Source organism: Gluconobacter sp. Dm-73, from assembly GCF_018256215.1.
In the GTDB taxonomy this organism is placed as follows: domain Bacteria; phylum Pseudomonadota; class Alphaproteobacteria; order Acetobacterales; family Acetobacteraceae; genus Gluconobacter; species Gluconobacter cadivus.
Window position 1 is genome coordinate 1 of the sequence record NZ_JAERLW010000018.1, and the last position, 21,187, is coordinate 21,187.

At 49.5% G+C, this 21,187-nt stretch carries 15 protein-coding genes and 1 pseudogene; 14 read left to right on the top strand and 2 right to left on the bottom strand.

Going from position 1 to position 21,187, the window contains the following annotated elements; genetic code table 11:
- Positions 1-168 precede the first annotated feature (168 nt).
- Positions 169-2,589: a TonB-dependent receptor gene (locus tag JK176_RS14490; protein WP_249194537.1), complete on the bottom strand. Its 2,421-nt coding sequence runs from the start codon at positions 2,587-2,589 to the stop codon at positions 169-171.
- A 356-nt stretch (positions 2,590-2,945) separates the two neighbouring features.
- On the opposite strand from JK176_RS14490, the gene JK176_RS14495 reads away from it, so the two are divergent.
- From JK176_RS14495 to JK176_RS14550, 12 genes and pseudogenes are all read left to right on the top strand, one after another.
- The gene (locus JK176_RS14495; RefSeq protein ID WP_211588346.1) at positions 2,946-4,121 is read left to right on the top strand and encodes an oxalate decarboxylase family bicupin; all 1,176 of its coding nucleotides are present in this window, start codon (positions 2,946-2,948) and stop codon (positions 4,119-4,121) included.
- 121 nt (positions 4,122-4,242) lie between these two features.
- Complete coding sequence (locus JK176_RS14500; protein WP_349291942.1) at positions 4,243-6,141, top strand: ATP-binding protein; 1,899 nt, start codon at positions 4,243-4,245, stop codon at positions 6,139-6,141.
- Between the two features lie 11 nt (positions 6,142-6,152).
- Positions 6,153-6,809, top strand: a complete 657-nt coding sequence (locus tag JK176_RS14505) for a response regulator transcription factor (protein WP_211588347.1) — start codon at positions 6,153-6,155, stop codon at positions 6,807-6,809.
- A gap of 120 nt (positions 6,810-6,929) precedes the next feature.
- On the top strand, positions 6,930-8,168 hold the full coding sequence (locus tag JK176_RS14510) for a cupin domain-containing protein (protein WP_249194538.1): 1,239 nt from the start codon (positions 6,930-6,932) through the stop codon (positions 8,166-8,168).
- A gap of 55 nt (positions 8,169-8,223) precedes the next feature.
- The gene (tatA, locus tag JK176_RS14515; protein ID WP_249194539.1) at positions 8,224-8,487 is read left to right on the top strand and encodes a twin-arginine translocase TatA/TatE family subunit; all 264 of its coding nucleotides are present in this window, start codon (positions 8,224-8,226) and stop codon (positions 8,485-8,487) included.
- A gap of 160 nt (positions 8,488-8,647) precedes the next feature.
- Positions 8,648-9,109 carry a nitrate reductase associated protein gene (locus JK176_RS14520; RefSeq protein ID WP_211588358.1) on the top strand — a complete coding sequence of 154 codons (462 nt, stop codon included), beginning with the start codon at positions 8,648-8,650 and terminating at the stop codon, positions 9,107-9,109.
- Between the two features lie 4 nt (positions 9,110-9,113).
- Positions 9,114-11,417 (top strand): FdhF/YdeP family oxidoreductase, encoded by a 2,304-nt coding sequence (locus JK176_RS14525; RefSeq protein ID WP_211588349.1) that lies wholly within the window; start codon positions 9,114-9,116, stop codon positions 11,415-11,417.
- 107 nt (positions 11,418-11,524) lie between these two features.
- The gene (gene fdhD, locus JK176_RS14530; RefSeq protein ID WP_211588350.1) at positions 11,525-12,340 is read left to right on the top strand and encodes a formate dehydrogenase accessory sulfurtransferase FdhD; all 816 of its coding nucleotides are present in this window, start codon (positions 11,525-11,527) and stop codon (positions 12,338-12,340) included.
- Positions 12,341-12,449: 109 nt separating this feature from the next.
- Positions 12,450-13,474 (top strand): annotated as a pseudogene (locus JK176_RS14535) (IS5 family transposase).
- A gap of 208 nt (positions 13,475-13,682) precedes the next feature.
- Entirely contained in the window at positions 13,683-14,786 is a 1,104-nt protein-coding gene (locus JK176_RS14540; RefSeq protein ID WP_211588351.1) for a Fic family protein, read from the top strand.
- 51 nt (positions 14,787-14,837) lie between these two features.
- Entirely contained in the window at positions 14,838-16,208 is a 1,371-nt protein-coding gene (locus JK176_RS14545) for a hypothetical protein (protein WP_211588352.1), read from the top strand.
- 113 nt (positions 16,209-16,321) lie between these two features.
- Positions 16,322-17,638, top strand: a complete 1,317-nt coding sequence (locus tag JK176_RS14550; RefSeq protein ID WP_211588353.1) for a glycoside hydrolase family 28 protein — start codon at positions 16,322-16,324, stop codon at positions 17,636-17,638.
- Between the two features lie 342 nt (positions 17,639-17,980).
- Here the strand turns inward: JK176_RS14550 and JK176_RS14555 are convergent, their stop codons facing one another.
- Positions 17,981-18,559 (bottom strand): hypothetical protein, encoded by a 579-nt coding sequence (locus JK176_RS14555; RefSeq protein WP_211588354.1) that lies wholly within the window; start codon positions 18,557-18,559, stop codon positions 17,981-17,983.
- Positions 18,560-18,948: 389 nt separating this feature from the next.
- On the opposite strand from JK176_RS14555, the gene JK176_RS14560 reads away from it, so the two are divergent.
- Complete coding sequence (locus JK176_RS14560; RefSeq protein WP_077804025.1) at positions 18,949-19,443, top strand: DUF4365 domain-containing protein; 495 nt, start codon at positions 18,949-18,951, stop codon at positions 19,441-19,443.
- Positions 19,443-20,588, top strand: a complete 1,146-nt coding sequence (locus JK176_RS14565) for a hypothetical protein (protein ID WP_077804026.1) — start codon at positions 19,443-19,445, stop codon at positions 20,586-20,588. Before JK176_RS14560 ends, JK176_RS14565 begins: the two co-directional genes overlap by 1 nt.
- Positions 20,589-21,187: the final 599 nt, after the last annotated feature.

Here is a 21,187-nt window from a genome sequence, read left to right on the forward strand (position 1 = left end):
GGCCATGATCTTCGTCGCCATGGGCGCCAATCTCATGCGCAGAAATGCTCACCCGTGATTTTCCAAACAGGCTCTTACAACTCTGTCCGAAAAATGGGGGCCACTTCTACAATAGATGGACACCACATTGGCCACGTAATAACCTTACTGTAAAGAAATATCAAATACTTAAAATCCCGCTTTCAAGGTAGCAATCACAGCAATTCCCGGTGCCACAAGGTAGTCTGGTGCGCTACCTGAAACGCCATGGGTTGTGTTGGCATTTGTTGTTACGGTTTGAATGCCAGAAAGGTAGTGATTGTTAGTCAGATTGATAAAATTCACTTGAATTGTCGATTTTTTCAATAGGCCAAAACTGGGGAGTCGTCCCCCAATAGTGGCATTCATATCATAATAAAAAGGGATGTATTCGTCGTTCATGAGAGTCGAATATTGATGCGAGACATACCTGATATTGTAGTTCCAGAAGAATGTTCCGTCGTCCCAGTCGACACCGAGCGCCCCTGTCCAGCGCGGGGAACGTACTGCAGTCATTCCAGCCGTTGGTAAACCAGAAATATTATTGTCGATCGTGGCATGCAAATACTGACCAGACAGATAGGGTCGAAAGTGGTGAATTGGTCGGGTTCCTAGCTCGACTGACACCCCGTTGGAGGTCTGGCCACCAGCGTTAAGATCGACGGTAACGCCTCCATTCGTGCCGGTCACTGCACTTTGGATCTGCCTATTCGTGAAATTGTAATGGAAGTAAGTCGCGCTGAAGACAAGAATCGGACCATTATAACGGTATCCAATTTCTTCGGATATGGAATATTCGTCCTTGGGGTTTTTCACGCCTTGGTACGAGATACCATGACCGTAATATGCATCGTAAAGTGTAGAAGTTGAGGGAGAGCGAAAACTAGTCGAGACGTTGGCAAATATCTGATGTCTTTTATTAAATTTATAGCGCATAGAAAGAGCTGGAAGCGGTTGAAAATCATTGAGAACCACCTTGTATTGAGGCCCGGGAAGCTCGTTGGTGCCGTTCCGGTTGATCATTGCAAGTTTAATCCCCGCATCCATAACCAGCTTTCCTTTGAGGAAAGTCGCATGGTCGCCAGCGAAAAGAGCATTGACTGTCGTAATGGTGGAAATGTTCTGATAAGCTAGAAGGTGGCCATCAGAGAGCTTGATATTGCCCTTGGTCCCGAAAATATCCAGTGGCATACCGTTATAGTTCACTGGCGAAAGAACGGCAGAGTCATGGTCGTTTGAATAATCAAACCACCATCCGAGGTAGATATCGTGATGCTTGCCAAACCTGTAGTTCGTTTTGGCCGTGAAGCCACCTCGGTACTGTACATTCTGGTAGGCCATAAGGGTCATGGCATTTTCGGTCCCGTTGCTGGCTGGCTGCGCGTGAGGAAGAGTAAGGACCTGTGTAAGAGGTTCGTTTCCCAGGAAATTTCCGTTCGTATTATTTATGAAGGCACCAGCCGAATTATTCCCTTCGCCGTGCCAGAAATAAGGCGTAAAATGAACACTCCAGTGATTTGTCAGAGTGAAATGTGACGGGGCGCTAAGTAGCATGTTATCATAGGGATTGCGGTTGAGGCGCCAATAATTTTCACCTTCGGGTCCGAAGTTATATCGACGATCCCAAGTGAAGCCGCGGCCATAAGTCTTCCAATCTGCCATCGTCATGGATGGCCACGTATTCTCAATAGAGTGGCGGTATGCCCCGACGAAGCTGATCCTGTTATCGACCCCCCATTCCTTGACAGCCTTCCAGTCCAGATTCCAGATTGAGTCGTGTCCAGGGCCGCGCCAGGCATTGTCTCTTTGATTGGCGTAGGAAACGTATGTGCGTATGCCACTATGGCCGATCTCGCCTGTATCAAATCGTGCGAATTCGCGATGATAGTTGAACGAACCATAGCCGAGTGCCACTAATCCTCCCATTTTGCGCGATGGGTCGCGGTCACGGAACGATAACAATCCCCCAGACCCATTGATCGTCGGTGTGTCTGAATTTGGTGATCCCTGTTGAACGCTCACATCCTCCAGATCTTCATTGCTCGCGAATTCAGATGTGTCGATCGTGTATATCCCGATATCAGTTGCCGGTGCGCCTTCCCAAGTCATGGCCATCTCGGATTGATCAAGCCCACGTATTGAGATTGTGCCTCCCGTTAGACCGAAGGGGTCGGCAGAGCCGACGACAACACCGGGGAGAAGTTCAACAAGTTGAAGTGGATTTTGAGCTGGTGACTGTTTCTGAATGAAGTCTCGGCTGACTGTGCTGACAGATTTTGCTGCTGTTTCGGGTTTGATCAGTCCCCCTCCAGGTTGCAGGCCAGTTACCCCGTCAACCGAACGCCTACGATGCATTTTAACAACAATATTTTCTGGAGCCACTGGCTGAAGCGCAGGCACTTTAAGCCGATTTTGTAGAATTTTAGATTTGGGAACGGAAATGCGGGAGGCCAAACCCGATACCTTTTCCAGTTCTAGTGCACTCGATTTCGTATGTGACTTTGCTTTAGGTAAAAATAGCGCGTTTGCAAAAAAAATGGCTATCACAGTGGAAATTACAAGGCGTTTCATCAGGAAAAATTTTCTATTCAATCTGAATATTTATCTGCATAATCGTTCTTTAGAGATTGATGCACCGATTAGAAAGTGATCAACATAATGCTTGCGTTGGTATAGTATTTATAAATATCTCTAATAATTAATATATTAAGAGGCGCATATTTATTTTTCATAAATGAATTATATCCGGGGCTTTGGAGAAAAATAGTTATTTAACACCTGAAATATAATAAACAAAATTTTTATAACCGCTATCATACTAAGGTATAATGTTATTAAGATCGATAACATGTTTCGATACTCGGGTTTAAGATTATTATTTTCCCAGTTTTATATCTGACACCCTTTTTTCGAAAGGAAGAGATGTGATGAACAATGAATTGCCATGGAACATTTCTTCTATCTCAGGACAACCTCAACCGTCTCGTGGTAATCGTGGCGGGACGATACAGGGGCCACGCAATTTAGCTCTAGAGAACGAAAATCCTGATCTATTGGCATCTCCTGACACAGATGCTGGCACTATCCCGAATTTAAAGTTCTCTTATGCGATGGCACGAAATCGACTTGGAACAGGAGGCTGGGCACGAGAAGTCACTGTTCGCGAGCTCCCGGTCGCTACCACACTATCAGCTGTCAACATGCGCCTTAACAGGGGAGGATATCGGGAACTTCATTATCATAAAGAAGCTGAATGGGGTCTGATGCTGTCAGGACGAGCACGCGTCACGGCGATTGATCCTCATGGACGAAACTTTATGGACGATGTTGAAGCCGGGGATATCTGGAATTTTCCTGCTGGAATTCCTCATTCCATTCAAGGTTTGGATGACGACGGATGTGAATTTTTACTCGTCTTTGATGACGGAAGTTTTTCAGAAAACGAGACTTTTCTTATAAGTGACTGGCTAATCCATACACCTCCTCACATTCTGGCGAAGAATTTCGGGGTGCCGGAAAGTAAATTCAAAGATTTCCCTAAAGATGTAGAGCATACGCGCTGGATTTTTTCCGGAAAACTTCCCGGTCCTCTCGAGCAGGACAAGGTGCAGGCTCCTCAAGGGGAAACACCGGTCAGATATACCCATAAGCTTATGAGGCAATCTCCCATACGAGTAGCAGGGGGAGAGGTTAGAATTGTTGATTCCACAAATTTTCCAGCAGCCTCTACGATTGCTGCGGCTATTGTTGTTGTCGAGCCTGGCAGGCTACGCGAACTGCACTGGCACAGCACCAATGATGAGTGGCAGTACTTTATCCGCGGAAAAGCCAGAATGACTGTCTTCGCATCTGGGGGAAAAGCACGGACCTTCGACTACAGTGCCGGAGACGTTGGTTATGTTCCCTTTGGCATGGGTCATTATCTAGAAAATATTGGAAACGAGCCTCTTGTGTTTCTCGAAGCGTTCAAGAGTCCTGTCTTTACAGACTTCTCTGCAAATCAATGGCTCGCTCTTTCTCCTCCCGAAATGGTGAAGGCGCATCTTAACGTGGATGACGAGACGATCAGTGCGCTTTCAAAAACAAAACCCCTAATCGTTTAGCTTGAATGGAAAATCGCCGTCCCATAGTTTCCAGCGTCATGACGTTCGTCTATGAGGGGTTGCTTTGCCGCATTCCCAGAGAATGATAACAAGCAAAAACGCCCAGATTGATGAGATAACCGTGTCTGCGTTGAAGCAAGGCAAAGACTCAGAAAAATTCCAGACATACGGCTTCTGCGTCGCGGCTGGCGTCATTGCGTTATTCATATTTTTGATAAACACAATGACGCTGTTACGTGATGCATTCGCGGTGCTCTATGTATTGGTTATCCTTTTAGTAGCCAATTCTGCTAAGCTACGCACTATTATTCTTACTGGGGCCATTTGCATCGGCCTGACCTGTATTTCCTTTCTGATCAAACATTTTGGAGAACCACTTGATGGTGCCTATCTCAGGCTCGCAGTCAGTATAACGGCGATCGGAGTTGCAACGATGCTCTCTATGCGTGATCGACGTACCCGAGATGCGCTTTCTGAGCAGGTACGTATGCTCGCGTTCACACACGATACAGTCATTGTCCGGGATGCTGCAGATACCATTATCGGCTGGAATGATGGTGCTACTAAACTCTATGGTTGGCGCCCCGAGGAGGCTATTGGCAGCAAAGGCACAGCGTTACTCCACGGGAAGAATATTTCCTCATCCGCAGCAGAAGAGCTTCAAGCTGCTGGCCAGTGGAGTGGAGAGATTACGAGAAGACGTCGCGATGGTCAGTGGATTGTCCTGAATGTCCGTTGGATTTCACGGATCGATAGTAGCGGCAAGGCCTGCGGTGTTATAGAATTTGGGGCAGATTTAACAGAGCAAAAACAGGCGGCAGCTGAACGCAATCGTTCCGAGCAGCAATATAGTGCAATTTTTCAGGCTGTTGGGTTCGCTATTTATGAAGTCGACTGTTCGATCATCAATATTCTAGCACACTCTGCATCCCAATTATCTCTACAGGCTTTTCAGGAGCTCATCGGACAACTCGCAGACAAGCCGTATATCCGTGACGCGAACCACGCCGGGGCAAATCTAACGGGCCACCCCAACCCGCGTGATATGGCGGGGACATCTATATCACTCCTATTTTCTGAGCCCAAAATTTGGATCGATATCCTATACAGTATCGCGAATGGTAATCTCGATTACACTGTTGAAACCACATTGACTGCTCTGGATGGGCGGAAGGTTGATGTGGTTTTACGCGTCACTCGCCCAACAGCTGATGTCGAATTCCGAAGAGTACTTATAATGGCACTTGATGTAACAGAACGCAATGAAGCGCAGATGAAATTACGCGCTGCTCATGCCGAACTGGCTCATGCCGATCGCATTACAACACTCGGACAGCTAGCTGCTTCAATAGCTCATGAAGTTAACCAACCCCTGTCTGCTATTATGACGTTTGCAAATTCGGGGCAACGCTGGCTGACCCGAACTTCGCCAGACATTGTTGAAGCTATTTCTTCTTTTGACCAAATTGCAGCTAATAGTAGTCGGGCAGCAGAAGTTATTAAACGTGTACGTGCCCTGACCAGAAAGGAGACAAGCTATCATACGGCATTGAATCTCGGAGAGATCATAAACGAAGTGACGCTACTTCTTCGTAAGGAGAGCGGCGGGAAACAGATCGAGATCAGGACACATCATAATCCGACTACCTCTCTGGTTTCGGGAGATCGGATACAACTACAGCAGGTCATCATGAATATTATGATGAACGCTATTCAGGCGATGAGTGCTATTACGGACCGGGCGCGGGTTCTCGAAATCCACATCAAACCAGCCATTTCGCCCTCAACGGGCGCGCTGATGAGTTTCGAAGATACAGGGCCAGGATTCAACAATCCTAATGAAGGTGATATATTCCGCCCCTTTGTTACAACAAAAGCACAAGGAATGGGCATGGGACTTTCGATCTGTCGCGAGATAGTCTGTGCGCATGATGGAACCATTAACGCAACCAATCGTACGCCCTATGGCGCTATTGTGACGATTGCGCTTCCCATTCCTAAGAAAATTAGCAACAGGTAACAGTCCAAGAAATGCAGTTCATTCCGAGTAAAAATGCGACAATTATCGTCGTCGATGACGATCTGGACATCAGAGCATCACTTGATAGCCTGTTTCGCTCTTGGGATTTCTGTGTAGAGACTTACTCAGAACCGTCAGAATTTCTTGATACAGGCCTGCCATCTGGTGATTGCTGCCTTATCCTCGACATACATCTTAAAAATATTGATGGCCTTGAATTTCAGGCTTCACTCGAACAGTCAGGTATCAATATACCAGTCATTATCATTACGGGTCACGGTGACATCCCAATGGCTGTCAGGGGAATGAAAGCCGGAGCAATAGACTTTCTAACCAAACCATTCACTGACGACGCTCTACTGAAGGCGATCAATACCGCCTTGAAAGCTTCGCACGACAGGCGACAAATCGCTCAAGAACGCACCGACATTGAATGCCGCTATGAACAGCTTTCCGCTCGTGAGCGAGAAGTTATGGCTTTGGTCGCGAGTGGCTTAATGAACAAACAAATAGCGGCTCGCCTTGAGCTCAGCCTAATTACCATCAAGATTCATCGTGCAAATGCCATGAAAAAGATGCAGGCGGAATCCTTGGCTGAATTCGTAAGAATCGCCGAATTTCTGGGCATTCGAGATGAGACTATTACACGTTACCACCAGAATAGGTGAAAGATTAATCTTCACTCAGAAGCAATAGGTGAATCTCAGACGATCCAATTAAACCAAAGTACAATAGTTCTTTTTTGCGCAAACATCCATTGTCAGTGGGACTCAGAAAAGGAAGTAACAATGAGTTCCATGCAACGTCGCGGTTTTCTTTCTGCTGCTAGTGCGCTCGGGTTTACCGGAGTTGCTCACGCAGCAACATTTGGAAATCCAGATCGTCCTCCGCAGGGCGCAGTTAATGCGAAAACGCCTTCAAGCCTGACAAACCCTGGCCCCCAAAATCCAGCTCTTGCTTCGCAGTTTCCGAGCTTTCAGTCGCCGCCGCCGACAGACGTGGATGGCATGCCACTCTTCTGGGCGTCATTTAATAATGCACATCGTCGTATCCAGAACGGTGGATGGGCTCGCGAAGTGACGCAGGATGATTTTGCAATCTCGGAAGACATTTCCGGCGTCAACATGCGTTTGAGTGCTGGTGGTATCCGTGAAATGCACTGGCACCAGCAGGCTGAATGGGCAATCATGCTCTACGGAAAATGTCGCATTACAACGCTAGATGAACAGGGGCGTCCCACTGTAGAGGATGTCGAAGCAGGCGATCTCTGGTATTTCCCTCCAGGTCTCCCACATTCTCTGCAGGGTCTGGGACCAGATGGTGCTGAATTTCTTCTTGCTTTTGATAATGGAAAATCATCGGAATTCAATACACTTCTCGTAACTGACTGGATCGCTCATACACCGCCTGAAGTCCTTGCAAAGAATTTTGGCGTACCCGCAGAAGCATTCAAAGATATTCCACTCAACAACCTCTGGATCTTCCAAGGCGATGTTCCTCCCGATCTGGCAATGGATCAGAAGAAATCTCGCGTTGTCGCAGGAACTGAAAAAGTAATTTATCGCCTCTCCCAATCCAAACCTCTTGTACGGAGCCAGGGCGGACAAGCCCAGATTGCCGATAGCCGGAACTTTCCCATTTCGAAAACAGTCGCTGCCGCACTTGAGACAATTGAAGTGGGCGGAATGCGGGAAATGCATTGGCATCCAAATGCTGATGAATGGGCCTTTGTGATCAAAGGCAAAGTAAGGGTCACGGTATTCAATACAGGCCCCAAAGCACAGACGACTGATTTTAATCCAGGAGATGTCTGGTATATCAAAAAGAGCCTCGGGCATTACGTCGAAAATGTCGGTGATGAAGAAGCTCAGGTTATATCCGTCTTTAAGTCAGACAGATTCGCCGAAGTCTCTTTATCCGATTGGCTCACGCATGTTCCGCCGGAAATGGTTCGCCAGACCTTGAATATTTCTGCAGAAACGCTTTCAAAATTCCCCGTTAATCGGCCGGGATTTACACCTGTGTGACTATTTTTCCCCCTTTAGATATATTCCTAAAGGGGGAAAAATATAGAAAAATTTAATGAGGAAATTCGTGGGCTCTCTCAGTATCTGGCATTGGTTAATCGTTTGTGTCGTTGTTCTTATTGTTTTTGGTGGCGGGAAACGTCTATCGTCCACTATGGGAGATCTTGGAAGAGGTTTGAAAATATTTAGGAAAGAAGTCATCGAGATAGGATCGGACGACCACCCAGTCTCCATTGAGAACAAACGCATGCCTCTTGATAGACATTCCGAACAGGTCGTTCGTCCTTTTTTGAAAGAAGAAAAGAAGGACTCACTTTAAAATATTTTGAATAATATGAACTCAATATTTCCTTATAGTGTATTTAATGTTTAATAAAAACAATAAAACTATAATTGATTAAAGTAAGAGAAATTATTCTTTAACCGATTTATCATTCGTCACAATGATCGCAAAGGTAAATACAATGTCTGAAAATCCTATGATTTTTGAATTCGAGCGGGATTTTGCAGGCTCTTTGCGATGTATTCCAATGATCGCACGACAGAAGCTCGACCTTGTGGGAATCAAAATGACGCTTCGTCAGTGGAGCCGTCTGTTGCGCGAGGAGAGGAGCCATTTGGTAGAGGAACCATGTGAGACGGCTCAGGAACAGACCGCCTATCGCACTCTTGTCGAGGATCTGATTGACGTTCGAGCAGATGAGCCTGTCAGTTTCCTCCCGTCGCAGACATTTGAAGACTGGCGAGAGAAGAACCAGATGCCGGAGGCAGTTTCGTCTCAGGCTGAGGCAGACGCCGTTCCATCACCTACACCGGAACAATGGGCTGCGTTAACTCCGCTTCAACGTTTCGCATTGATCAAGCTCGCCAGATCGAAACATGAGAACGAAAATTTTGTACCTGCGTTGAAGGAGTTTGGCGTCCTTCAAGGGGAAGGTTGATATCATGAGCAAAGACAGAGAGTCCGAGTTTAAGCCTTATCATCACCCTGCAGGCGGCTGGGGAGCGGCCGGTGCAACCGCGAAGGTTCTGATGGAGCAGAGCGTTCTGGTCAAAGGATCACGCGGCCTGCTTGCCATGAATCAGCCGGGTGGTTTCAAATGCCCCAGTTGTGCGTTTCCCGACCCGGATCACCGAAAGAAACTTGAATTCTGCGAGAATGGCGCAAAGGCCCTCGCGCATGAGGCTACCAAAGCCCGTGTGACACGAGAGTTCTTTGCAGAGCATACTGTCACGGAGCTCATGGAGTGTAGCGATTACTGGCTGGAAATGCAGGGACGCCTGACCGAGCCTATGCGCTATGATCCTGCAAGCGACAAATATGTGTCGATTGCCTGGGATGATGCCTATGCCCTGATTGGAAAGCATCTTCGGGCGCTGGAAAGTCCCCATCAGGCAGAGTTCTATACGTCCGGTAGAACGGCTAACGAAACCGCTTTTCTTTATTCCATCTTTGTCCGCGAGTTCGGGACCAACAATTTCCCCGATTGTTCGAATATGTGTCATGAGCCGACATCCCGCGGGCTGCCTTCCTCGATCGGGATTGGAAAAGGCACGATCGTCATGGCGGATTTCGACCATGCCGAAGCCATCTTTGTCATTGGGCAGAATACCGGAACCAATTCCCCCCGTATGATGACGAACCTTGTGGAGGCTCGCAAGCGCGGCATCCCAATCGTTCTGATCAATCCGATGCCTGAACGGGCGCTGATCCGTTTTACGGAACCGCAGGATATCCTGCAGATGGGCACGTTTGGTTCGACACCCATTTCCAGTGAATTCGTTCATGTGCGTATTGGTGGCGATCTGGCAATCTTCAAGGGGATGATGCGCGCGCTGTTCGAGGCCGAAGATCGCGGCGAGTCAGTGCTGGATCATGCTTTTATTGCTGAGCATACAGTAGGGCTGGAAGCTCTGCGCGCTGACGTCATGTCAGTTTCCTGGACAGATATCACCCGTATTTCTGGCATATCGGAAGCGCAGATCCGTCGGATTGCCGGAATTTATGCCAAATCCAACGCGACGATCATGTGTTATGGGATGGGCATAACGCAGCATCAGGAAGGATCCCAACTTGTCCAGCAGGTTGCGAACCTTCTGTTGCTCAAGGGGAATTTCGGTAAAAAAGGTGCGGGCATTGCGCCGATCCGGGGACATTCCAACGTCCAGGGGGACCGCACGGTCGGCATCGATGAAAAGCCAACACAGGCTTATCTTGATCGCGTAAGAGATGTTTTCGGTTTTGAGCCACCACGCGAGCACGGCCATCATGTGATTGAGGCTGTTGAAGCGATGGAAGCCGGGACTGCCAAGATTTTCTTTGGTATGGGCGGGAATTTTGTCCGCGCAATTCCTGATACCGAACGGTCTTATGCTGCCATGGCAAAGCTCGATCTTACGGTGGGGATCGCAACAAAGCTCAATCGCGGGCATCTGATCCATGGCAAGGAAGCTCTTATTTTGCCTGTTGTGGCTCGTTCAGAGATTATCCGTACGTCAGCGGGTGAACAGTTCGTGACCATTGAGGATGCAATGTCGAACGTTACGCCTTCGCGTGGCGTTTTCGAACCGGTTAGCCCCGATGTGCGGCCTGAGACTGAAATCGTCTGTCGGGTGGCTATGGCCACTCTTCCAGAGTCAAAAATTTCGTGGGCAGACTATATCGAAGACTATAGTTTAATCAGGGACAAGATTGCTGAGGTTTATCCGGCGATTTACACGGGGTTCTCGGAAAAAATGAAAGACCCTCACGGGTTTCATCTCGATATTCCGCCTCGTCGTCGTGTCTGGATGACACCGAATGGAAAAGCGAATTTTCTTGTTTTGCCGGGGCTGACGGTGGATGACGTGATTGATGATCCGGCAATGTTGCGGCTGGCCACAATCCGTTCACACGATCAGTACAACACGACAATCTACAGCAACAACGATCGGTACCGGGGGGTGTATAATACGCGCATGGTTATCTTTATGAACAAGGAAGATCGTGAAGCGCGAGGATTGGAAAACGGGGCTGTCGTGGGCCTAGAAACCTACAGTGACGATGGATATCGGCGCTATGTCGATGGGCTGACCATTCTGGATTATCCAATGTCCCGTGGATCTATTGCGGGCTATTATCCAGAATTGAATCCTCTTCTACCACTTGATTTTTTCGATGAAATCAGCGGTACGCCAGCGGCCAAGGCTGTTCCAGTTAGGGTTGTGCCAAGTGTGACGTCTGCAGCCCCAATCCGGATTGCGGGCTGAGTGGAAGCCGTATCGGGCAAGCAAAGAGCTATGAGAGTACATACAAGCTTTTTCTTGCTGGGAGCGGGCGTTGCAGTCCTGGTAGGCAGTATCAGTGGGAAAGGCGTATGACGCCATTATTTCAAAGTCGAACGGCAACTCTCCTTAGTCGCCCAGAGGAAGAAATCGTTCTGAATATTGCCGATGAAGTTCCGGTCAGGCTCGTTTTTAATGGCATTGTTCCGCACGGGGTGATGATGATGACCCCAAATCACCTGACGGATTTCGCCTATGGCTACTGTCTTACCGAACAAATCATTACGGATAAGGATCAGATCCGCTCCGTCTCTGTTCTGGACGGGGAAGATGGTCTGACCTTGGACGTTACGATTTCAGGAGACCGTCTTTCAATCCTGCTACGACGCAGGCCCCGTGCCCACACCGGCCATTCAAGTTGTGGTCTTTGCGGGACTGACACCGTGTTGTCCGTTGATGCCCATGAAGAGGTGCCTTTTCCCATCAACACCAAGATTGCGCCGACTGCGATCTTGCGTGCCCTGCATGATCTTGAAAAGTGGCAAACCCTGAATGCAACGACACGCATGGTTCATGGAGCAGCCTGGGCAGACCAGAATGGGAAAATCCTTTTGATCCGTGAAGATATCGGCCGCCATAATGCGCTTGATAAACTGATTGGTGCATGGATGTGCGATGATCGTCTTTTTGGGAGCGGATTTTGTCTTCTGACCAGTCGCTATTCATACGAAATGGCACTTAAAACTGTGCGGGCTGGTATGGCGATGGTGGTCGCCGTCTCAGCTCCAACCGATCGTGCGTTTCGATTGGCCCAGAAAATGAATCAGACACTGATTGCAATTGCCCGACAGGACAGGCAGTTCGTTTTCTGTGGTGAAGCGCGGTTGATTAGGACTCAGGACTCGTAGCCAGAAGATGACGGTTGCAGCGAGGCAGATGGAGGGTTCGAAAAACCCTCTGGTTTTGAGGCTTTCTGTGTGATTTCATTTCTCGTGCGTTGATTGGGGATGCTGGAAGATGAAGCAGTCTGGTTTCTTTGATGTTGAAAAGCGGCTTGCTCGATTGAGCGGGCTTGGCGATCAGCTTGAAGCGTTTTCCCAGACTGTGGATTTTGAGGTGTTCCGCCCTTTGATCCGGTACTGATGTACAAAATCCTGGTGATCCAGACGCTGAACAATTTGTCCGATGAACGGACAGAGTATCTGATCAACGATCGCCTCTCCTTCATGCGTTTCCTTGGTCTGGGGCTTTCAGATCGGGTGCCTGATGCCAAAACGGTCTGGTTGTTCCGTGAACGCCTGACCCAGGCGGGAGCCATTGAAAGGCTGTTTGACCGGTTTGATGCAACTCTGCGGAACGCCGGTTATCTGCCGATGTCCGGCCAGATCCTGGATGCGACATTGGTAGCTGCTCCAAAACAGCGCAATACCAACGCTGAGAAAGCCGACCTCCGGGCAGGGCGTATTCCTGAAGACTGGCAGGATAAGCCATCCAGATTGTCCCGCAAGGATCGTCATGCACGATGGACACTGAAGTTCAAGAAGGCGAAGCGGCAGGATGACGGGACGATCCCCACAACGGATCTGGCCATTCCGTTCTTTGGCTACAAGTCCCATGTCTCCATCGACCGGAAGTTCCGGTTCATTCGCAAATGGAAAACGACGCACGCCGCCGCCAGTGATGGTGCGCGATTGAGAGAAAGGCTGCTGGATCAAACCAATACGGCCTCAACGGTTTGGGCTGACACGGCGTATTGCTCAAAAGCCAATGAAGACTTCATGAAAAAGCACGGCTTTGCCTCAAAGGTTCACAGAAAAAAGCTGCATCTCAAACCGATGCCCCGGCATAGCCAGCGATCTAATGCAGGGAAGTCGGTGATCCGATCACGCGTCGAGCATGTCTTTTCCGACCAGAAATCGCAGACGGGATTGTTCATTCGAACTGTCGGTATAACTCAGGCCACCATGAGGATCGGGCTAGTCAATATCGTCTACAATATACGCCGCTTCCTCTTCCTCGAGAGGATCAGCACCAAAGCATAGCTATCCAGAGGGTAACAGCCTCCGATCTGCTCAAAACGCAGATCAAAAATAACCCAAAGCACCGTCGATCAAAGCGCTAAAAGCCAAAAATCACCAGCCAAGCGTATCAACCAACAGTTCTTCGATCCCTCCAGGTGATTGATAAGTTTCGCTTCTATCAATCATATTTTACAGTTAAAGTGATTGATAGAAGGTTGAGGTATCGATCATGTGTTGGAATTGGCAGCGTCCGGACTGGCCACGGTTTCAGTTTGAGAAAAGTCTTTTGCGCGAGGCTGAGAGCCAGTTCCTGAAAGGTTCAGGTGTTGTCGTGGGCGCGATGCAGCATCTGGACAAAGACGCCAATCAGCAGCTCATCGTTCAGCTGATCTCACAGGAAATGGTCGAGAGTTCTGCCATTGAGGGTGAGGTTCTCGATCGGGCCAGTGTGCAATCCTCGATTGCCCGACAATTGGGCTTTGCTACAGACAAGCGACGCTCCACGCCTGCTGAAGCAGGAGCAGCTCAATTGATGGCTGATCTCTATCGGCATTATGCGGCTCCTTTAACCGACCAAATCCTGTTCGACTGGCATGCCATGCTGATGAATGGGCGGCGTGATCTGGAAATCATCGGCGGATATCGGGCGCATGCAGAAGCTATGCAGATTATTTCAGGCCCTATCCATGCGCCGCATATCCACTTTGAAGCTCCGCCGTCACAAAATGTGCCGAGCGAGATGGCGCAGTTTGTTGAGTGGTTTAACAAAACAGCGCCAACCGGAGCGGAGCCTCTCCCTGCTATCGAACGGGCGGCGGTTGCACATTTGTGGTTTGAGACCATCCATCCCTTCGAAGATGGCAATGGCCGTATCGGACGGGCTCTTGCTGAGAAAGCATTAGCGCAAAGCCTTGAGGCCCCGACGCTTACAGCACTGGCTGCAACCATCAATGCACACAAGAAAGCTTATTATCTCGAATTGCATCGTGCCAGCGAAACCAATCACATTGATGCGTGGATGGGGTGGTTTGGAAATGTCGTTCTGGAAGCCCAGTCTCGCACGCTTCAGAATATTCGTTTTTTGATTGAGAAAACGCGTTTTCTGGATCGCCTCCGTGACAAGCTGAACACTCGTCAGGAAAAGGTTCTGCTTCGGATGTTGGCAGAAGGGCCTGACGGCTTCCAAGGCGGTCTGAGTGCCCAGAACTATCGTTCCATCACCGGCGCCACATCTGCCACCGCGACACGTGATCTGGCCGATCTGGTATCTCTCGGTGCCCTTAATCGGACGGGAGAAAACCGCTATGCACGATACTCTCTTTGTCTCGGGTAAACAGGGTGTTTGCCGTTCCGCCGCAGAACAATAGTGGAGGTCGTCGCATTTATGAACGCTGACAATCTGACAGGGCTTATCGGATATCTGAAGCAGGATCAGTGGCAATCCTGTTTTGAAGAGGTGTTGGGTGAGCATCTGGGACCGGCTTTGGAGGCGGCGGATATCAGCTTCGAAGACCTGGGAGATATCCTAGGGCAGGGTGCGGCCATGTCACTCTGGGGCTGTGCCTTCGAAGATTTCTTGGGGCAGAACTGGGATAACGAAAATTTCGTTGAGGTCTATCTGAAACGACGGGGCTGGAAAGAAGGTCCACGCAAAAGCGCTTATATGCGGGGCCTCAAAGAGGCCGTCATGAGCCTGTATGAGGTTTCGCAGATCGTGCCGGGTCAAAGCATGATGGTTCGTGACCTGTTGCGGGGTGGTGATCCTGTTCTGGTTCATGAGCGCTCAGCCACACAGTCCCTAAAGCCTTGGGAACGCATCGCCGCACGCCTTGTTTCTGAAGATGGCAAAATGGTTTTGGCAGGGGGTCTGTTGGCATATTCTCAGCAGGCTTGCGAAGATCTGGCTGAGAATTTACGCGAGGTTCTCAAGCGTAAGCGGGGGCAGGCTGAGTTTCCAAAGATCAAAACAGATGTGCTTCGTGATCTGGCTCCGGTCTTCACGTTGACCTGGCTCTTTAGAACTATGGAAAACATGCTGAGCGCCTCCGAGCCACCCGTTCTGTTTAACAGCGATGGCGAAGACCTGGTCTTTCATGACGTGTGTTTTCCTCTCAGCAAGGGAAGCACTCAGAAGAGCATTGCTGAGGTTTTGAAGACGATACCTTGTTTGCAGCATGCGGGGCGCATGATCTGGAATTGGACGCGTCAGGCGGGTGGCCATGTTCCTGAGGCCAATTCTAAGGCAGGAGACAGCAAAGCTCAGTTTTTGAGCACGACGTTGGATGATGGTGGTCTTGTTTTGGGGAACCTTGAACTGAAAGGCCGTCAGCTGAAATTGCAGGTCGATTCAGAAACGCGGGCTAAGCAAGGTACAGCTTTACTCCGCAACACCTTGGGGAGTCTGATTGGATCTCCTCTGACACAGATTATGACTGCTGAGCAGGCTATAGAAGAGCAGCGGACCTCTGGCCGAGGGGACGTGCATGAAGACGAGATCCCGCTTGAAGAGGAAGCGGAAATTCTGGCTGCTGTTCTGGAGCAGCATTATCGCCGTGTTCTGGATGAGGTTGTTCCGGGGCTTGGGCGTGTCACGCCGAGGCAGGCTGTTAAAACAGCGGCGGGGAAAAAGAAAGTTGCGGCCTGGTTGAAGCAGATTGAAGCCACGACAGCAGGCTTGGGGCGTGAGGGGGCAGGGTCCTCTTTCAGCTTTGACTGGATGTGGGAAGAGCTGGGTATCAAGGGGCTGCGGAAGTGACAGGCATTGCTGGCCAACAACACAACCAGTCGGACCAAAAATCTGTTTTAGGCAGCTGTTCTATGAGAGACAGGCGCCTCGTTTTAGGTGGAGTGGTCGCGGCGTTGTTGTGCATGCCCATGACCGGTCATGCCGCTTCGTCTCGCTGTGATCCTGTTACTTATAGTGCACGGCATGATGGCCGCACCAATGACGGTCCGGCCATTCAACGTGCCATTACAGCCTGTAGCGAGGCTGGCGGTGGTGTGGTGTCGTTGGCGTCTGGAATATGGTTGAGCGGCCCTTTATCTCTCAAAAACCACGTCACGCTGAACTTAGAGAAGGGAAGTACCCTTCTGGGAAGTTCGGACACTCATCTTTTCCACTGGGCCTTTCTGGGGAATCCAGCGCAACCCGGTGAAGCCCTTATTTCTGCGATTGACGTTCAGGACGTAGCCATAACTGGTCAGGGTCATATTGATGGAAATGGCGCTGCTGTTTGGTGGCCTCAAGCCGTGCAGGCGCACAAGACGCAGACCTCAGGTCCTTTACCTTACGGGCCAGACTATCCGGGAGTTCCTGCTGCGAATGGTATGCCACGCCCCTGGCTGATTGAGTTCTCGCATGTGCAGCATGGACGGATCTCAGGGGTTATGGCGACCAATTCTCCGATGTGGACGGTGGTCGTGAGGGATTCCGGTCAGATCAGGATCGATCATCTCACGATCCGCAACCCGGCCTCGTCTCGGAATACCGATGGTATTGATCTTGTCTCCTCGGATCATGTCACGATGAGTACTCTCGATATTGCGACAGGAGATGACAACATCGCCATCAAGTCCGGTTTGATGCAGCCGGGCCGGGCTGCGAGCGATATTAGCATTACACAGTCTCGTTTTGGCGAAGGACACGGTCTGTCCATTGGCAGTGAACTGGCCAATGGGGCCCATCATATCAGAATTTCTGACGTCTCGTTTCAGAGCACGCTGTCCGGACTGCGGATTAAGTCTGGGCGGGATCGCGGCGGAGATATTGGCTGGATTAGTGCGGAACACCTGACGATGGACCATGTCCGGGTTCCGCTGTCGATCAGTGATTATTATGCAGGGCAGCCGGGGGGAATGCAGCAGACTGCGTTAATGAACGATCCCGCTGCTCCGGTAACATCCACGACCCCGCATATTCATGATGTCACCATAACAGATATAGCTGCGACAGATGCCGAGACGGCTGGCGTCGTGTTGGGCTTGCCCGAGGCACCGATGGAGCGGCTGACTCTGAGACATGTTCGACTGTCGGCCCGGACTGGGCTTCAGCTTAGTCATGTTAGCGGAAGTGCCTCTGGAATCACGCTTACAGTCCAGACGCCTCCAGTTCTTCAGTGTGGATCTGGTGTGCATATTGACGGATCAGATCTGCGCTGCACGGATGAGAGAAGAGTTCATGAATGAGTTTTTTTTACTCGTCATGATTGACCGTCTGTCGGCTCAGAAAAAACACAGCAGACAGGCGGTAATCGCCTCATGCCGGACGCTCAAGCTCTTTGGAGCCCGTCTTAAAAGCGGACTTTCGTTTACGACCGGACACGCAGCCCCGTTACGACCATCATAAAGTAGCTGGGGATATTGGCGAGCAACACCCGCATTACTTCTTTCTGCCGAGAGGTGGCTCACACCCCGCTGTGATCTATTACATTTCCTCACGCGAGGCTTAGGATTTTGGTAACGTATTGGCCTTGTGCCCGATTAATTAGTGATCTTAGTCCGTAGGCGAATACATAGTACCTTTGAATCCTAGCCCTCTTCTGCACCGGAACTTACAATCAAAGTATGATCACGAACGAAGCGTATCTCCGACATGCTTTGCACTTGTTCAAATAGACGTTTGCTAGTCGCCGATATAAGGGTGCCAAACCACGCAACCAACGCCTCCCGCTCAGCAAAAAATTCCAGCGCATCGTCGAAGTCCCAACGTGGCATCATTACCAGCTTGTTTTCCAAACTGAAGCATTCGGTTGTGAAGCTAATGCGCTGCCGATCAGCATCGGAGTGAGCTATGACCTTGTTGCGCCGCTCTAACAGTCGCTCATGCAGAGCACGTTCGTCAGAGCTGGGGCTAATCTTGATCTGTTTGAAACTAAGCAAAGGCAAATTATTAGCATTTGTGAAGGCGCGCCCATAGGCAATTACAGCGGTGTCTTCAAAACATCGATAGCGCCGTCGCTCAACGCGAGTAACGAGGCGATCTTCGTCAAGTTCACATATAAATTCCATGGCACTGCATGCCATCTGGAAATCAGCGAGGGACTGAACCAACCTGATCTGCCGCGGCAGTAGTTGTTCTGCGTCACCATCTTTTATGTTTTTTTCCAATTACATCCTCCATCTAGCACCGACAAACTAAATCTCTTTGTGGGAGGTAAGAAATACGACCCGAAAGCCAATAGGAAAATTCCAGAATATGCGGATAACTCGCCGGACACCGGGCTTTCCAGCCCCTTGGAATCCCTTGCCGAACGCAAGGCAAAAAATTCCGTCCTCGCAGGCTAAAAAGCAATTAAGTCGTAACAGACTACCCAGATCGTTGGGGGATGGCTCCTTCCGCCTACTTCTCGGACGCCGTGGCACGGCCAGGCCGCTTCCTCGACGCGGAAGTGGCTCAGGACGCGCAAGGAGCCGGTCTTCACCGATCCTGGGACGGTTCAGTGAAGGAAGATAATTTCTTGTAGAAACAATACTCCCATGTCACTAACTATGACACCATGCCCGATACCCTTCTTGCAGATACCGATATTGAAGAAGCGCTTTCCCAAGCTTACGTGACTGCCGTAGCCAGCATGGCAGGCTACGTAGTGGCTCATAAGAATTTTGACCGTGATGGTATCGACATAACTATCGAAGCCGGAGACTCGTTTCGACCAAAAATAGATTTACAATTAAAGGCAAGCATAAATATCGATGATAGCGCTGAGACGATCTCTTATTTCTGCCGAAAAAGAAATTATAACCTGTTGAACATAGCGACACAAACACCAAGATTACTACTAGTTATGAAACTACCGAAAAATAGGGAAGATTGGATAAATCTCTCCAGTGATCAATTAGTGATAAGGCACTGTGCTTACTGGATGTCACTTCGTGGTTACCCGGATTGTGAAAATGCAACCGGACAAACCATTTACATACCGACAACAAATAGATTCCACATTCAATCGCTACGCCTCCTAATGGACCGATCACGAAGCGGTACCGTTTGATGAAAACAAAAATTATAGATTTAGAGGCTTTGAAAGCTGTCTCACCGACCGCGATGGTCGCTTATGTGAGAGCAGAAGGTTGGTATCGTACCGATAGTTACGGCCAGCATAGTGACGTATATGAATGTGCTGGAAAACCTGAGTTAATTCTACCTGGTACAGACAATCTTGCAGATTATCCTACAATTGTTAGTGATATCCTGCGATTGCTATCAAAGCAAGAAAATCGGGACGAGTTGCAAATTTATCGAGATCTTGTGAGTGCAGACAAAGATGTTGTCCGCTTACGATCTCCATATGCGGATAGTGATGGAGCAATCTCGATTGATGCAGGCGTAGAACTCGTCATTCAAGGACGAGATTTGCTTCTATCTGCAGCATGCGCGGCCAAGGAGCCGCGAGCAACTTACCGGGCTGGCAAGGTTAAAGACGCTTCTGAGTATATGGAAAGAGTAAAACTTGGCCAAACAGAGCAAGGCAGCTTTATCATATCATTACTAGCTCCAGTGCCACCCGCTCTGGACATAGGAACCCAAGCTTCTTTTTGGCCTCTTCCTTCTGAAGAACCCTTTGATCGAAAAGTAACACGCACCTTGGTTGGAGCCCTCACGTCCTCCCGTCGAGCCGCTGAAGCAATCGTCCGTGGGAGTGGAAGCAGTGCGTTTCATCAAGCAATTCAGGATGGAGTAAGCGCCAATCTTTGCGATGCTCTGTCTATCCTGATTTCCCGTAACGAGGGCCTAGAAGTATCCGTCACATGGGCACGAACAAGGCCAACACCAGAAGCACGATGCGTTATTAGCTTTTCAGAGGCAGAAGGTGAAATATTTCGTGAGGCTGCTAGAGTGCTGCGGGCTATGGAGCCTCGTCCCGACGAGCATCTGGAAGCTTTTGTCGTAGGATTGGACAGACAGCTTGGTTCTGATAGTGGTCGTGTTACCCTGAAAGCGTATATTGACAACCAATTGATGTCTATAAAAACGACCTTACCTTCTAATCACTATGAAGAGGCTGTACGTGCTCATGAAGCACGTCAGATGGTGACTATTCATGGAGATTTAGTACGCTCCGGTCATAGATGGGTTCTTGAACATCCAAGAGGTATGCATGTCATTCCAAATGACCATAGCGATGATGAGGCTTAGGCCCCTTTGCAAAAGTCATACCATTGATCTGTGTTCCATTATTGTACAGACGCTCCTCCGTTGGGGAGCAAAACAGCTGATCCCGACGACGGCTCCCTTTCACCATCGTCTTCGGGACGGCAGCTATCTCCAGCCACTGCTCAAAAGCTGACTGTCGGCTTCCCCCCCCCAAAGCCGCCGCAAAACCGATAAAGGATTGCAGGCCTGTGCGGGGGTATAATTCCTCACACCCGGCATGGCAGAAGCGATGGAACCAACTTTCCACGAGGCGCCATTGTCTACTGAAGATGGCTTCAGGCCAGCACATCGGAAGGGCCTTTTGGGGAGGATTTTATGCATTCTACCCTATGTCCGATAATAAGAAAAAACGGACATAGGTTTTATGGCGGAAAACTGCCGGTTTTTGATATTTCTTGCAGTTTGAAGACTGCTGTTTGTCTGAATGCCCGTTATATCGCTCGTCTCTCTAAGCTGTACGCCTTTGACATATATGCCACTGGCATATATGTCATTGTGAATGTAAAAGCTGCAGACCGTTGTCGAACTGCCTGAATTCATAAAGCGGGCAAAAGCCCTGATGTCAGACGACGATCGTATGG